The 16,315-nt window shown below is 40.1% G+C and carries 10 protein-coding genes; 3 read left to right on the plus strand and 7 right to left on the minus strand.

Annotated features, from left to right (window positions below; all coding sequences use genetic code 11):
- Window positions 1-7 precede the first annotated feature (7 nt).
- Window positions 8-862, minus strand: coding sequence for a DNA cytosine methyltransferase (locus QQL36_RS02310; RefSeq protein ID WP_321568762.1), 855 nt, complete (start codon window positions 860-862; stop codon window positions 8-10).
- A gap of 731 nt (window positions 863-1,593) precedes the next feature.
- Between QQL36_RS02310 and QQL36_RS02315 the strand changes: the two genes are divergently transcribed.
- A complete protein-coding gene (locus QQL36_RS02315) occupies window positions 1,594-2,277 on the plus strand; it encodes a hypothetical protein (protein ID WP_321568763.1) in 684 nt (227 codons plus the stop codon).
- 390 nt (window positions 2,278-2,667) lie between these two features.
- Here QQL36_RS02315 and QQL36_RS02320 read toward each other — a convergent pair whose 3' ends face one another.
- The gene (locus tag QQL36_RS02320) at window positions 2,668-3,111 is read right to left on the minus strand and encodes a hypothetical protein (protein ID WP_321568764.1); all 444 of its coding nucleotides are present in this window, start codon (window positions 3,109-3,111) and stop codon (window positions 2,668-2,670) included.
- Window positions 3,112-3,250: 139 nt separating this feature from the next.
- Here QQL36_RS02320 and QQL36_RS02325 point away from each other — a divergent pair, with 139 nt between their 5' ends.
- On the plus strand, window positions 3,251-3,625 hold the full coding sequence (locus tag QQL36_RS02325) for a transposase (protein WP_321570536.1): 375 nt from the start codon (window positions 3,251-3,253) through the stop codon (window positions 3,623-3,625).
- Between the two features lie 72 nt (window positions 3,626-3,697).
- Window positions 3,698-4,033 carry a transposase gene (locus tag QQL36_RS02330; RefSeq protein ID WP_083730701.1) on the plus strand — a complete coding sequence of 112 codons (336 nt, stop codon included), beginning with the start codon at window positions 3,698-3,700 and terminating at the stop codon, window positions 4,031-4,033.
- 11 nt (window positions 4,034-4,044) lie between these two features.
- Here QQL36_RS02330 and QQL36_RS02335 read toward each other — a convergent pair whose 3' ends face one another.
- From QQL36_RS02335 to QQL36_RS02355, 5 genes are all read right to left on the minus strand, one after another.
- The gene (locus tag QQL36_RS02335) at window positions 4,045-5,001 is read right to left on the minus strand and encodes an RHS repeat-associated core domain-containing protein (protein WP_321568765.1); all 957 of its coding nucleotides are present in this window, start codon (window positions 4,999-5,001) and stop codon (window positions 4,045-4,047) included.
- A gap of 381 nt (window positions 5,002-5,382) precedes the next feature.
- Complete coding sequence (locus tag QQL36_RS02340; RefSeq protein ID WP_321568766.1) at window positions 5,383-5,553, minus strand: hypothetical protein; 171 nt, start codon at window positions 5,551-5,553, stop codon at window positions 5,383-5,385.
- A 113-nt stretch (window positions 5,554-5,666) separates the two neighbouring features.
- Window positions 5,667-6,002, minus strand: a complete 336-nt coding sequence (locus QQL36_RS02345) for a hypothetical protein (protein ID WP_321568767.1) — start codon at window positions 6,000-6,002, stop codon at window positions 5,667-5,669.
- Between the two features lie 30 nt (window positions 6,003-6,032).
- Window positions 6,033-10,412, minus strand: a complete 4,380-nt coding sequence (locus QQL36_RS02350) for a DUF6443 domain-containing protein (protein ID WP_321568768.1) — start codon at window positions 10,410-10,412, stop codon at window positions 6,033-6,035.
- Between the two features lie 4 nt (window positions 10,413-10,416).
- Entirely contained in the window at window positions 10,417-15,531 is a 5,115-nt protein-coding gene (locus QQL36_RS02355) for a DUF5977 domain-containing protein (protein ID WP_321568769.1), read from the minus strand.
- Between the last annotated feature and the right edge of the window lie 784 nt (window positions 15,532-16,315).

Below are 16,315 nucleotides of genomic sequence, written 5' to 3' on the forward strand. Positions count from 1 at the left end.
AACAGTTTTAAGCATGATGAATAATATCTATTGCTCGGAAAATCTCATAAGCAATTGCTGGAACTATCGAATTGCCATATCCTTTTATCTCGTTTTTAACCAGCCTGGTGGAAAACCCATCATAATTCTCAATAAGTCCGGGTTTGGCAAGGATGTCTTTCTCGATCCGCTGTAGATTGAAAGTCTTGATCCGTGTAAGAAATGGCGCAGGTAAGATCTCTTCTGTTCTGCAAGTCCCGAACAGCCTCCTTTCATATCGGAAACGGTCGGAGTAGGCCAAAAACCAGATCCTATCTCGTCGGTGCCACGCACCAACGGCACAAGCTGGAATAATAATCGGCTGGACAGAATATCCCATTCTTTCAAAATCTTTGCAGATGGTTTCAATAATAAATTCTTCTTCGACTGTATAAGTTTTATCTTCTTCCCATAAAGAGGCTTGATCTGCCAGGCTAGTTGATAGACTGGATTGTACCATACTGGTGATTCCAACAACATTTTCACCAACAACCCAAGTGGGTCTGACCTCATTAATAATTCTGAGCATCTGCGGCCAGAGGTAACGGTTATCGCTGCTCCCTCTCCTTTTCCCGGCTGCTGAAAAAGGTTGACAGGGCCATCCACCGGAAATAACATCAATTGCTCCATAGTATTTTTTTGCATTTACCCTCCTTATATCGCAATATCTTACGCTACTTGGAAACCGCCTTCTAAGTACCTCCTGACAGAATGAATCTATTTCAATCTGAAAAACGTTTTCCCAATTTAAATAACTCGCTGCTAAGTCAAATCCGCCCACTCCCGAGAAGATACTCCCATGTTTCATTTTCACATTTTCATTTTCACATCTTCGTATGCCCATGCGTCGCATTGGCTGCCGCCAATGGAGTTTTTTTTAGCCATCCCTGCAAGAATAGCTAAGTCAGGAATCAGAGCGTTTATTTGACAGGGAAAAGGTATCCTGCCACTTTGGCACCGCAACTAGTCTTGTTTTTTAAAGGAATTGAATTCCTAAAACTCACGATCCAGTTGTAGGCAAGCACCTTCCAGTTTCTAAATTGCTCGCCCTTCTCATTACTCCATCTTTTTGATTCATAGAATAAATAGAATGCATCAGAATGTTTCTCAGACAGATTGAGTAACCGGAAGTAGATATAAACCTCATTTCGTGCTGGTGGGGTAAATTGATTACACTTTGTCATAAATGTCATTTTGCTATACCAAAGGTGGTGTAACAAAAAGGCGATTCTATACACCAAACATACAGGTGTACATTTTAAAATTGTCTTTTACGGAAGTAAGAATGCATATTCGTGATTGAAAAGGGGCTATGAGAACTTCTGTGAAATATTAGCAATTGTACATAATACTAAACAAGGTTTTGAAAGAAAAGGAAACTCTGTTTAATGACGAAACGGATAAATGGTTATTTGATCTGGATGCTCCGGTAGATATATGCCTTAATTTTTTACAAGATGGTAAAAAATTTTGAAGGGGTGGTCGCACCGGCTTGTGGAAACAGCCAGTATTTTTTTATATTTAGGTAGCCAATCCTGAATGTTTATCATGAATTACCTAAATTTCTTTCCATGTTTGCTGCAACTTAACCTCAACGATCCAAAGCTGTGGGAGGGGATAAAGATCACCGACTGGATCAGTGCCATGGGCGTGGTCATCGGTGTGCCTGTAGCTATTGTCAGTATCTTTAAGCTGTTCCAAAAGAATAAGGAGCATGAGCAGCAAATCGCATCTTTTACTTCCATGGTAATATCGCTTGATAAACAGGCCGCCGAATTACTGGAACAAAACAAGTTGTTGCAGCAGGATCTGCAACTCCGGGAGAACATCGCCAAAGCCAGCGTAAAACCTGAGCTATTCCTGGTTGAAGAGGAGAGTTATCTCTGCAAAGAAGGAGTTAGGATTTTTGTTCGTAATACCGGACAGCAGGCTTATTTCGAAGGTTTCGATCAGCCGGTGAACTTTGATAATTTTGAATGGCGTGTCCAGCCCAATTTACATGAACCTATTCGCCAAGGCGAGGAATGCCACTTCTTTGCCGCTTATCTTCCATTGGAGCAGAAACTACTGGAACCGCATAGTGACGATCTGGAACAGTATGACCTAATTAAACTTGCCGCACCTGTTCCCGAGGATTTGATCAGCGTTCGCCTGAACTTTAGAGACAGCTTAGGATACCGTCATGCCTATCGTATCTACCGCGATACGAAAGCTCTAAATAGCATGGCCAATCTGAAAATGCACCCTATATTATCGTAATAGCTAACCTGCCATAAAGTGTAATACCTGGTAAAATCCATGATAAGGTTTACCCTTTTCAATACACAGAATATAAGTTCGTTTATTTTTGTCTTTCACCTCCAATCTGGTAAAATCATTTTTATCCATTATCCGATTCTTATACTCCTCTTGCAGAGCAAATGACACGTTAGCAATATCATTATTAAAAATGATTTCATTTGATGAAGTGGCAATCTTCTTATTTGTCAACAATACCCACTCATCATCATTCTTATAATAGATTAGTAAGCCTTTTTCGTCATCGGCTAAAGAAGATAGTATATGTTTGTATTGGGAGCTGTTACTTTCATCTATAATTTTTGTGAATAGTCCTTCTCCTCCTTTCCTTTTTTAATATAATATTAGAACTCATATTTGTATCTGATTTACACACTCAATAAAGTCCTTCTTAAATTTCTCTTTATCAAAATCAGGAATTTCTAAAACATCAATTGCTACAATGGAATTAATAAGTTCGGTTTTAATTCGTTTGATTAATTCATCTCCTTGTGCATTTAATATACTTTGGAAATCAGCAATGAATTCGTACTCAACATTCCTTTCAATTATTGACTCAGGAAGTCCTTTAGTTTTAATAATTTTGGGCCCCAGGACATAACTAGGTTTTCTTAATTTCAAGATCTTTAAGCTTTTAGGGTTCATACATATAAACCCAATAACTAAATTTAATACACCACTACCATAATCTCTTTCCTTAAGAAAGGAACAAATTTTTTCATTAAAAATTGATATAACACTTAGGTTCGGGCCGACTTCGGGACTAATCATTTCACCTATATAAAAATTTTCCATTTGTTTTAAAGAAGTTATGGAAGTTGTTTAAACTTATTTAGGTAAAAAAAGAAGAGTCCCAGGAATTGTAGATTTTTGTTTTTGCGAAAAAAAAGGAACTACTCTGGGACTCATAGACGAAGATAAAATAAGAGAATGGATATTACCACATTTAAGTAAGGGAAAGCGAGGTTTTAAGCCGAGAATATGTCTGGTAAAAGTGGTACAGCTAATCTTAAAGCGTATGAAAACTGGGTGCCAATGGCGGGAACTAAGTGTTCGGGAGTACATTGAAGATCCCAAAGTAAGCTGGCAGCATATATATTACTATTTCAATAAATGGAGTAAAGATGAATCATTCAAGGCAGCCTGGAAAGCGCTATTGTCAAGCCACAAACAGCTCCTGGACTTATCGTGCGCCCAACTTGATGGTAGTCATACACCGGCTAAACGGGGAGGAGAACAGGTGGGATACCAGGGCAGAAAGGCCTGTAAGACAACTAACAGTTTGTATTTGAGCGATAACAATGGCTAAATACTGTCGGTAGGTAGTCCGCAAAGTGGGGAACATAATGATTTGTATGAGATCAGTAGCATTTTTGAAAAAATGATCAGTTTATTGGAGGAAGCGGGTATTAACAGTAGCGGCGTTTTTTTGAATGCAGATCCTGGTTTTGACAGTGAGGAGCTACGGAAGGCTTGTGATATAAAAGAAATAGAGCTAAATGTGAAACCCAATAAGCGTAACGGCAAAACCGCCAGTGAGGAGTATAGATATTTTGATGACCAATTGTACAAAAGGAGAACAAAAATTGAGCATGCCAATGCCTGGTTAGACGCGTTTAAAGCTCTATCTGTTCGCTATGAAACAAAAGTATTCACATGGATGGGGTTACATTGGCTTGCTCTTATTACATTATTCTGTCGAAAATTAAAAGTTTAAACAACTTCGTTTTATAATTTTAATTTCTCCGCAAATTTAATTTGCATCTGATTTCCAGGCACTTCATTATATTGTCTAACTCCTGGCCCAATTCTCTGTAAATCACTAAAAGAATATCTATCACTTGATGTCGTCTCCCCAATCTTCCATATCTGACCCGCATGTAAAAACACTGGCACTCCTGTTCTTACATTTGGATACACTCCATCCATCGTAGCTCTTAATGTATATTGCCAACCATCCGGACCAAATGGTTTTGCCAAAATGCCCCTCAGCTCTTTCAACTCTTTTTTAATTAAGTCCGCATTACTATACAGAAAAAAGCCAGTTGAACCAATCCAAACAGGTGGAATCGCAAGATCATCCCATACTCCAATACCTGTCGCATCATCACTTGCTAGAGCCACTGTTGTTGACATTGCAACTTGAAAAGCACTAAAGTTCCATTGGGATTTTGACTCCTTTTTTTTGGATATTGAATATTTGCCTTTTGTCGGAGGATCTTCTTCGTTTGCTACCTGAGACGCTTCTCCCTCACTATAATCTCCGTTTTGAAGTTTATATATCGCCCAGTTAAAAAATACAGAATTAGCTTCCTTTTCCTTTTTATCATCACTGAAGTTGTTGTATTTATCAACGGCGTCAATTGTAATATTTCCATCGGGGTCAATGAATCGAATTGGGTTAAGATTTGCATAATTATATGGCGAATACCTTCTTGATTTCTCACATAACAAGTCTACCCCTTGCCATCTGGATATCTGTACATCATACATCCTTCCACCGTAATCATACCAATCCAGTCCCTCTTCATCCAAAAATTCTTTCTGCTGTATTTCCTTGCCGTTATATTGTAGCAGATTTTTGTAGTATCCAGCTCCTTTCAACGCATTCGAACTAATCCCCGCCATCGTCAGCCCATATGGATAATAATGAGTTTCTTCCAATAATGGCCCACCATTATGCACAACCACTAAATTATCAAAATTAACATCTTCTCCACTTTCATTACTCAGTTAAATATACAAAAATCCCGTTTTCGTAATCGCAAATCTATCTACTGACAATGTCTGCAATTCATCCGGATTACCCCTGTACCGGAAGATCATATTTTCTATAATCTGCTTCTCTATATAAAATCTTATTATTTCCAGTAACTCCTGGCTGAAAAAGGACAATCATAGTAAATAATCCTTCTGACAGTATAAAAATCTGGACGTACTAAACGCGTATCCCCATCAAATTCTTTTCCATTGATAATAAACTTGTATTTAATCCTTCCAACCCCAGTTAGTCGCATTATCATATGATTGATAAGTCAACATCTGTCCGTTTACAATAGATTTATATTAACCTCCTTTGATGAAATATTCATTCTGCTCCCCTATCATCTTTGCCATCATCGCTATGGGAAAATTAGGGCTATCACTCGTGTAGGTAGTCTGGTAGAGGATCTTCCCTTCGAATGACTGGGCGAAAATAGAGAGCGAAAAAAACAGGAGGATAATGAGGAAACGCATGTAAGATAATTTTTTACAAAAAAAAGATAATAGATCAATTTTCACTACTACCTATTCAAAGGGTCCGGCTGTAAAAGCACGGACCCTTTGAATATCAATATCTAATCGAAAGATTATCTCTGAAACATTGGAGGTAATTTCTCATAATAATTTTTTTGATATTTGTCAGCTTCAATGGATACTAATCCAACCGAATATAAGAATAAATCGAATCTAAAATTAAAATCAATCTGTTTCCTTAGATATTCTTCATGCTTCAAATATAACTCTTCAGTAATAATATAACTACCAACATCGTCAAATAAAAAGCGCTGGTCCTCTGTAATATCATCTGCAAATATTTCTTCAAACTTTTTATAAGGAATATGGGAAATATTTACAAATCCCAGGACTTTGTCTTCCGTCTTCAAAAAAATTTCCAGAAGAATTTGATAATAGTACTTACTCATGACTAAATTATTAAAAAATCGACTTACAAATTAAGGAATCGGAATAACATTTCTAAGAGGAATTATCCTTGTTCCTTCCGATATGATGAAATAAACAACCAAAGCAGTACCAGTTAAGCCAGTCACCTCCGACACTTTCTGCACGAAAGCATTATCATATTGAACACCATCAATTCTCTTATAGCTTGGAATACGATTATCTTTCTGTTTACCTTCATTCTCATTGCCTGTTTCGGGATCCCAGGCGCCCTGATGCTTTCCTTTTTTATCATACACTTCTATCTCCCCATGCTGAGAATCCCATTCTCCCCACCATCCTTTAGGCGCCTTTTCGCCCAGGTCAAATGAAGGTCTTGCACCACTTTTAGGAGGCAACATTGATGAACCTGGAAATCCAGGTAACCCATCTTTTTTATACTCTTTGGGAACCGGTTTATATGAATCCTGTTGATATGGAGTTTTTTCTTTATTGCCTTCGCCTTCTGCTGGCTGCTGTTTATTATCTTTCTTTTTATTCTTATCCTTGTCCTGATTGTTATTGTTACTATTATTTTCAGCAAAAAATGCCTTTATTTCATTAGGATCGTTTGTTGATTGCCCTCCATTAGCATCTAAACTCCACATACCATCAGGGTCAACATTCCTTACCGGATTATTGAATGCGTAATTATACGGAGTATACCGTCTTCCATATTCAGATAACGGATCCATACAATCCCATCTTCCTACCTGAACATCATACATCCTTGCGCCATAATCATACCATTCAACACCTGTACCGTCAGCGAACTCATTATTCTGTTGTTCTTTTCCATTATACTTAACTTTGTTTTCGATATAGTCTTTCCCCTTTATTGCGGATGAGGAAATGCCCGCCATGGTAAGACCATACGGATAATAATGCGTCTCCTCCAATAACGGTCCTCTGTTATGGACTACCACCAGATTATCAAAATACACATTCTCCCCACTTTCATTGCTGGTATAAATATAAACAAATCCTGTTTTTTTAATAACAAACTTCTCTACCGTCAATGTTTGTAATTCATCAGGATTTCCCTGTACCTGTTTCACTCCACTATTATCATCTACCATGTTGAACAGGTCGTCAAAAAGTACATAGGAGAGATACGCCCTGGGTTTAGTGGCAAGGTTCTCATCAGCATCCTTGCTGATCAACTCTTCGTACTCACTGGATGTATATGCTGACGAAATAGCGGAATTTGTACCCGCAGCCGCATGTGTACCATCAGAGATAGTGGAAGAACTGAATGCCTGTATGAGTGCGGCTAGCATACTGCTTGTGGTAGTACTGGAGGTGCTCGCTGCCGTGCTTTTATAAAATGCTTTGACCCCCAGCTGCAGGGTATCCCCCGCCATGACCCGTAATACAATGGAAGGTCCTATTTTTTCACCACTTTCTGCATTCAGCCTGGCTACATATGCATTTGGATTGGTAGTTTCATCCGTTGGATAGCCAGCAGGAAGCGCCGTGCGGGTATTGTCTATGTTACTGAATAAAGCATTTTCAGTCGTACTGCTGGCAGTCTCCATGGTAGCGGCGTATACGCTGGTGTCTGCATTATCTCCCAATACTACCCGGACATTGCCCAGGTGATCTTTTTCAAAATAATCCCAATGATAAACGAGGGCTTTGCCGGAATCGTATTCCGGGCGAATACGGCCTTCTTCGTGAATAATATATCGTAAGGTGTCCCGTTCATACACTAATCCTTCTATGTAATCAGTCACAGTAGTTTTGACAGGAGATGTGGTACTGTCTACCACGGTTTTTTTCAGTTTCCTGCCATCTGCTGTATATAAATAATTAATTGTACCCTTGCCGCTGACCAGAATTTTTTCAGGAAGATTCAGCAGGTTATAACTGATAGAAGTGATTTGCTTATTCTGATCGGATATTAAATTGCCATTACCGTTGTATGTATAGTCGTTGCCTGTGTTTGTACCGTCATTAAAATCACCTAGTTTGGCGGTGCTTGTATTACTGGCATCTGTCACAGTCAATAGCTTATTACTATTGGCCTGGTAGGTATATGTCAGGTTATCCACATTACTGTTGGTAGTACCTATTAACCCCTGTTGTTTCATTGAGCTAATGTTACCATTTGCATCATAAGCGAGGTTGCTTACTGTAAAGTCAGCTTTGTCTGATGTCCATGCTGCTCCTGTAGTGTTTTGCTGGTTAAAGACAGCCTTTTTTAGGCGGTTGGCGCCATCATAACCAAACCCGTATGCCCTTGGTATGCCGTTGGACCTGGTTTTCCATTTGATGCCTGCAATGTTGCCATTGTATTGGCTGCTATCAAAGCCATTATCATAACTGATTTCTTCACCGAACCAGTTGTCTGTGCCGGTGGAATTGACGAATGCTTTGTTGATACCCGCTAACCAGCCTTTTATATTATAAGTATAGGTGAGGGTATCTAACTGCCCACTGGCAGCTACGCCTATTTTCCTTTGCTGCAATTGCCCCAGCTCATTATAGGTGTTCTCTGCGATCTTTTCCTCGAGGTTGGTGCTGTCATTCAGCCGCTTGACGAGTGAAATCAGGTGACCGGCTGCATCATAACCCATTTTGGTCAGTAAGGTTGTCTGAGGCGTAACAGTGCTGGAAGGGTTGGTATGCGTAAGGTAGGTGCTTAACACCTTGCCATTGTAGTCATATAGAAGGCTGGTCACATCTTTTCCACCTGTATGGTTATCTGCAATTGTCTGGATAGTCAGGGCATCATCGTCGAAGTAGTTCGTGGTGGTGAGCCATTGGTCTGTGCCTAATATGCGAACCTTTGTTCCTGTGGTGAGAGTGGCGACACGCGTACTGGAAGATGTATTGGCCTGGCTATAAGGATTGTCACCTGCTTCCGGTTTTGAAAGGCCTGTGTTCACAAGGCTATGTACACCAGTATAGTTATAATTATCATAGTAAGTGTAAGACAATGGTGAAAGTGCAGATGAAGAGATAACCGGAACGGGATTGGATGATGCAACACTGGTAATGCCATCATCATTGACGATGGAGGCTTCAACTTCAGCATTATCAGGAGTAGTGAATTCTGGATCAAAGGTAATGGAGTTGGTCGCCTGGTATGCACTGTCTGCACTGTTATAAGTAGTCACTACCAGGTCAGCAGTAAATGAAGATAGATTGATGACGGAAGTGTCATCTAAATTGGTGGTGATACTACATTGTAAATTTTCTCTGGTCAAAGCCGTTGTATAGATGGCTGTTTCGTAAGGACGATTCAGTCCATCGTAGAATGTTGTGATCCATTCAGGAGTAGATTTTTGCCTTTGTATGGAATCTTGCGTGAAGACGACTCTGTTTCGGCTATCATAAGCCATTAAAACAGCTCCTGCTCCGGGGATTTTTTTCGAAATCATGCGGCCACGTGCATCATATTGATACTGGAAGCAAAGTTCATCGGCGACGGTTGAAGTGATCTTCCAGTCAGACATGATATTTTGTACTGCCAGTGGCGGTATTACAAAACGAAGACTACCCAGATCGTCATACACATAGTAGGTGCATAACCATCCATCATGGGCTTTACCAGGACTATCGGCCAATTGTACTTTTTTGAGAATGAGTTGGCCGTCTTTGTCCTTGTATTCTATCACCTGGTGCCCTGCTTCATCGATTGAAATGTTTTTATTGAGCTGCCCGGTACTGTAAATGCCGGCAGTATCGGGAAGAGTTGCGGAACCGGAACCATAAGTAGCAGTGGTGGAACAGTTCTTTTTACTAATTGCAATTTTCCAGATCAGCACAGCATCGTCGCTGGTATTGTAATAGTACTGCATTTCTACCGGATGATTTCCGCCTGTTTGTGCCCAACTATCACCGGGGTCCCATTTCTTTAATACCCGGTTTAGTGGAGAGGCTTCATACTCAGTCTGGGTATAGTACACATGTTCATTTGCGATGCCTGGGTTGAGTGCAGTATTTTGATAAAAAGATGCTTGTGCCGCAAACGGATCTGACTTTATTTTTCCATTATGGGCACTATCCTGTTGAGGTATATAGGGCAGGTATTGATATTGTTGTCTGCCAAGTGAATCATATACTACAGCAGTGACCATGTCATTGCCGTTAGGACTGATTCTTCTGGCTACTGTTTGCATGGGTCTGCCCAACCCATCCAGATATTGAGTCATCAGCTTCACATCAGCTGTTGACCTGCTGGTATCAAATACCGCATTTGGATCTGTCGTAATCATACTGGGAATCCAGACCCGGATAGAACTTGCTTTTAAGGTATTTAGCGCAGCAGGACGCACTACAGGAGTAGCGGCAGTACGTGATGTATTGACCGGTACCTGTGCCATGCCGGGAACAATTGTTCCCAGCAGGCAGATATATAATAAATATATAAATTTTGATTGTCGCATTGATTTAGTTTTTCCAGACAAGGATGAATATTGTTGGTGTAACGCCGGTGAAAGTAGCTGTTGTACTTGCTGTAAATGTCTTTTCAACGCCATTGATACTGGCTGTACAAGATCCTGTTCCGGTTATCATTTGCATTGTAATAGTGTAAGTGACACCGGTCGCCACCGTTGTATAATAAGGCCATTCAGTCTTAGCTGTGGTATTGACAGCTGTTGCACTGGTTGAATTGTTAGTAGCTACGATGCTTAACGTGCCCGGCACTGTAGCTCCGCGTTTCGCTACGACCCCAAAATTTTTACCGGATGGTATACAGTAACCATACTGGTTAGCCGCAATCGGTCCCTGTTGATCAGCGTATGCCTGTGCCTGGGCATTTGCATCAGCCTGGGAGATTGTGGAAGTGTATAAACCTGCGGCTAACGTATAAATATAAGCTACACCCGTAGAATCCCCCGTACAGTTGGTTTTGGTATAAGACCCGGAACTGGCTCCACTGCTATATACTGTAGGTGCTACAGTGGATAAAACTACATTGATAGTAGGTGAAACTGCTGTCCATGTTTGACTACCATTGGTTGTAATCGTTTTGGTCGTACCATTTACGGTGATATATACCTGAGTTGTGGACGCCATTGTCACAGTATAAGTTGCCCCTGTTGGTATAATGGCACATGCTTTCAAGTCTTCGTCTGTAAGCGGACTAAAAGTTTTTTGATATACAACAGCACCGGTAGTAGTATTTGTGACGGTGATACTAAATGGATTCAGGCTACCAGAACCAGATTTTTTACTGAACAACAAATTGCAGGTCTGACATGTGCCATTTGTATTAGCATAGCTTTGCGCATTGGCATTAGCATATCGCAGGGCGATTGCATTGGCAGTATCCTTGCTGATTGTGGTAGAGTCATGTCTTGCAGCTACAACATAAGTTACATCGGTACCCACATATCCGGAATCACAGGCTTTGGTTTTGGTCACTTTTTGCTCATCACTGAAATAGTAACATATCCCTAATCTATTCGCCTGGGCGGTACCACTATCTTGCAATGCAGCCTTTGCCACTGCATTGGCACTATCCAGACTGACCAAAGTATAATAGGTGTTAGCCGGGATAGTAGCTGTTATCCATGAACCTTCTGCCTTGGAATCCGTACAATTTGTTTTCTGAAAACTACCGGTTTGTGCTGTATTATAGTAAACACAATTTCCTTTTAAATCTGCATAAGCCTGTCCTAATGACTGGAACTTTGCTTGCGCTTTTGCGTTGGCATCGTCCTGACTAATATAGGAAGTATCAGTTCCTCCTGCCAGTCTATATTCAATAGGATTGGATATTCCACCATTGGTACATTTAGAAGAGTAGAAGGTATCTACCAGTTGCTCACTCAGGTAATAACTACAATCGCCCATTTTATTGGCATAGCTTTGTCCATTCGCTGTAATGTCAGCCAGTGCTTTCGAATTTGCATCAGCTACACTTACACGGGAGGCATATCTGCCCGCTTCTACTGCATAATTCACGACAGAAATACTTCCGGATGAACAGGTCTTTGTAAAGTTTTGGCTCTGGTAATCATTATAATATACTGCGCCATCACACTGATCAATCTCACCTGCATAGTTGTAACAGTACATTTTCAGGATATTCCTATCCTTATTGCGAATCAGTTTCAGTCTGTTCAGACCATCAAATTCGTAATAGAGCGTATGGTTCCCTTCGTCAGACTTGCTGGTCATACCTTTAAGCGGATCGAAGGTATAAGTGCTCATCTGGGATGCTGATGGGCGTAATTTGATATCATCAAACCATACTTTCCCGCTACCATTATTTGTCAGACTGATAGTAATGTATGGGGTACCGGAAGGAACGGAGTATTCTTTTTCAATGTATACCCATTTACCAGTTTCGGACGTAGATATATTCGCTATATTGGTTGAGCCGGTGCTGGTTGCACTGGTTTTTGACAATAGATTTATAGTAGCAGAAGGGCCATTGCTGTACACCCATCCGGAGAAACGGAAGGTAGTCGTGTTTGAAAGAGATACATATAACCAGTTTGGATTGATGTATGTACTTGCACCACTAATGAGACCAGCATATTTACCAGTGTGAGAAACAGTGGCATCGCGGGTAACGCCTGTCCAGGAACTAATATCCTCAAAGCCATCATATAATACCTGATTGAGAGCAGCACCGGCAGTTTGGGAAACCGGATAGGTACCATCAGCAGTCCAGGTGTAAGCAGCCGTGATACCTTTATCATCTCTGATCTGGCGGATGTTACCATAAGGGCCATAGCTTTGGTAAGCAATGGTGGTAGCAGGCAGACTGTTGTCGTTACCTAATTGCCAGCTACTGTCCATTTTAGGCGCTATCAAACTATCATTAGTGCCCCAGCTGTTTCCAAACAGGGTATGTTTATAACTCAGTAATGTGCCATTAGTGTAGTTTCCCTGCCAGTAAGGTTGGCGGATCATGTTTCTGTATACCATGCTATTGAGAATGGATGCATTGCCATCTGTGGATGCATGTTCCCCAGGATAATACATCTTAGAGACAATCGTATCAGACTTACTATTGACTCTGGTAACAGATTTGGGGTAGTTCTTACTATTATACGTGTAATTAACTACGTTTTCAAATAGAGTTCCATTGTTATCATACTCGCGAACGGTAGTAGAAGCCAGGTTACGACCTCCGCTCTTTAAAGGAATATAGTTAAATCCAAAGCTATATATCCCAGATTCGCCTCCACACAGATCTATGTAATATATTTTGTCATACATCAGGATACCTGTATCCACTGAGAGATTAGATATACCATAAGAATTATAGGTCCATTTGATAAGGTCAAAGGTGCTATCAGCGGCATTGAACTTAAATATTTTTTCATTCGCGAGGAGATCTTCTGCTAAGGAGTTGTCTATTCTTTCTTTTCCGGCGAAAGTACCCGGGTTTCCAACAACTGTATAATCCGTTGGTAATAAGTATTGGTACATTGTTTTACCATTGGGAGTTTTATTATTGTATTCATATTTAGTTATATAGTTGTAAACAACATTTGCTCCCTGAAAATTGACAGTAGGGTAATATGACTGACCCATAAAATTGTACCTGTACCCCGCTATTGCGATACATTCTCCTGTTCCTCTGAATCTGTTTCTTTGTGTAATAACGCCTGTATAGTTTTTGTTCTTGATCTCATCAGCAGCAGTAATTAAATAGCCGCCTTCGTTTTCTGACGCACCATATTTATATACATCTTTTTTCTGTAGCGTATTGTCAATGTTGTAGGATTCAATAGATTCAATCCTGATACCTCCTCCCATGGAACTTGTTCCGCGTTGATTAAGTACGGACATGCTTAAAGTGGCCGTTATTGTGGTTGTACTATAGTCATTAATGTATAAGTACAACTTGTAAGTATGACTGGTATCGCAGATGTAGGAAGCAGCATAAGATTGTGCACTTGTATCAGTTTCGGTTTGCCAGTTAAGTACCGGCTGAGTCGTACTGGTAGTGACATCATATAAGTTGACGATCTGGGCGTAAGTTTTTGAATTAGGTGAATGTTTAGAAAGTGCAACATTTATGTCTATTGCATAATTCTTATCAGTATTGTTAGGAGGTCTTACCTGGAAGGTGATACTAGTGTCGCGCACTATTTGTTGTGTGGTGCTCTTACCTGCAAAGGTAATATCCACCAGTTTAGTTGTAGAGGAATAGGTGGTTACATCATAATATTGTGAGATACCAAAGTTATATTTTGTGTAACCTCCGGTAGGGTAAATTACTTTGTTAAGCGTTCCGGCCAGGATAGCTGTTGCCGAAGGGTTTCGGTCTGCAAACCCCAGATTACCATACGGTTGTAACGTTTCTACTTCTGGTAGTGCAGCAGGCAGCAGGGTAGCTTGATTAGCATTACCATTATAGAAACCCCACCAGTCGGCTCCATCTGAAGTAATATTAGGCAGTTTTGTATTATCATATTCAAAGCTATAACGTTCGGGTTGTTGCCCTGCCATGTCTTCTTTTGTAAAGGAGAGTAGTTTTAATCTATAATCTCCAAATGAAGGATAGCTATTACCAGTAAAGAAGTAGTCATATGCCAGCGTTACTTTTTTTACGCGCTGGTAAGTACCATTGTCCTTACTATAGACTATAATGCTGTCCAGTGCATTGTTACCATAATCAATTCGGACTGTATTGGCATAGAATTTCACTTTTCCCTGGCGGAAAGTGATTTCAGATATTTTTGGCGTATAACTATAGGAATAAGAATAGGATTTTACTGCATCATCCACCATCCAATTGCTTTCATCCGCATCTGAAGTATTCATATGATATGATCTGGTATAAGAATGTACTTCATCAGGGGATCTTTCGGCCGCCGTGCCAGTTGCATATGTAAAGGTGACGGTATCTTTTGCATCGTTGGAAATGATACTTGTCAGGTTCCAGCCTACAATATGTTGTTTTGTTCCCTGATTATCATTGAATGAATATAGCTTCTGTTCAAAGAGATAACGTGTGCCATCATCATCAGTCACCTGGTAGTTATTATTACTGGTATGTACTATGTTGACCGCCTGGTAAGGAGCTGTTACAAATTTCTTATCTCTTCTGGAGTAAAGGAACCGGCAGGATTTGCCTGGGATGCTTAAATTAAAGAAATCAGGTTGTAGATCAAAGGACGTACCCTCTTTTAAGGCAGCCATAGGCCAGTAGTCATTCATTGTCTCAATTGTGTCAATGTTATGAAAATGGTTGAACCACCCTCTTTCGGTTGTTTCATCTTCAATACCACGGATACTTCTTGAAATGTTTCCACCAGGCATACAGGTCCAACCAAGTCCTACCCAGGTAGCTTTTTGTCCGACTTTTATGCCGGAGGCGTGATAGCTAAGAGAAATAGGCACCTTAATCTTTCCGGTGTTGATTTCATAAATCGGGTAGGCAATCTGTGGTACACCGGTGAACAGACTTACGGGTGTACTGGTGTACTTGAATAATTCTGCCTGATCGGCCGGTAGCGGGACGATAGGGTTGTCTTGTGCATTGCTGGTAAGTGTTGTGATGAAGCATAGCAATAGGGGAAATAAAATCTTTTTCATTAAATGCTGATGTAATTATTGGGAATGGGTCGGGATGGTGTACAGATCATCACAGAACCAATGGTTTACGAAATGGGTATTATATGCACATAACAAAGCTATATAGGTAAAAGGTAAAAAGAACCCGGATCAACGTTAGGGTTATTTTGTAAAAGTATTCATAGTTGGAGATAAATGTTATAACACGTATGTGGTATAATTGAATGATTGACGTCTTACCGTATATATTCGATCTTCGAAATTCCAGATTACCTGTACTATGTTTGCTCCCTATGCATTGGCTATTAATAAATGAAGTTTTTTCTTATTCTGGACTAATCTAATTTAGTTAGGCTGCTTTCTTTTCCCAATATGTAGGCAAAATACTTTTAAGTTCATTTATAATCTTGAAGACGGTAGTAACCATCAACGATGGTTACTAAGAAGATATTTATTACCAGTCAACGCAGAAATCTGGGCTTTGTTTTTTAAACTAACCTCTTGTTTTCTGTTACCGCAAAACCTGCAATGCGTTTGTCTTTAAGGATAGCTTAAGTCTCGAATCTTTTAGCACTTGATATAGACAGGTTATCAGAATTAAAAAAGTCTTTTGCTGTATCTAAACACTTTGAATTTGGGAATTGGAGTGGCTAAGTCTGGTCATTCTCTGCGTTTTTAATTTTTAAAAGCGCTATATAAATTATGCAATGATATGATGGGTCAGATCAAAAGGGTCAGTATTTTAAAAAGATTAGCAGTAATGCCCTTGACTTCAAATGAGATATAGCAACCAAAATAAGATATA

Source organism: Chitinophaga sp. LS1, from assembly GCF_034274695.1.
Classification (GTDB): domain Bacteria; phylum Bacteroidota; class Bacteroidia; order Chitinophagales; family Chitinophagaceae; genus Chitinophaga.

Excerpts from the sequence above, each read along its gene's own strand:
- QQL36_RS02320 (WP_321568764.1), bottom strand. The coding sequence starts at position 3,111 with ATGGAAAATTTTTATATAGGTGAAATGATTAGTCCCGAAGTCGGCCCG.
- QQL36_RS02330 (WP_083730701.1), top strand. The coding sequence starts at position 3,698 with ATGATCAGTTTATTGGAGGAAGCGGGTATTAACAGTAGCGGCGTTTTT.
- QQL36_RS02345 (WP_321568767.1), bottom strand. The coding sequence starts at position 6,002 with ATGAGTAAGTACTATTATCAAATTCTTCTGGAAATTTTTTTGAAGACG.
- QQL36_RS02310 (WP_321568762.1), bottom strand. The coding sequence starts at position 862 with ATGGGCATACGAAGATGTGAAAATGAAAATGTGAAAATGAAACATGGG.
- QQL36_RS02355 (WP_321568769.1), bottom strand. The coding sequence starts at position 15,531 with ATGAAAAAGATTTTATTTCCCCTATTGCTATGCTTCATCACAACACTT.
- QQL36_RS02340 (WP_321568766.1), bottom strand. The coding sequence starts at position 5,553 with ATGCGTTTCCTCATTATCCTCCTGTTTTTTTCGCTCTCTATTTTCGCC.
- QQL36_RS02350 (WP_321568768.1), bottom strand. The coding sequence starts at position 10,412 with ATGCGACAATCAAAATTTATATATTTATTATATATCTGCCTGCTGGGA.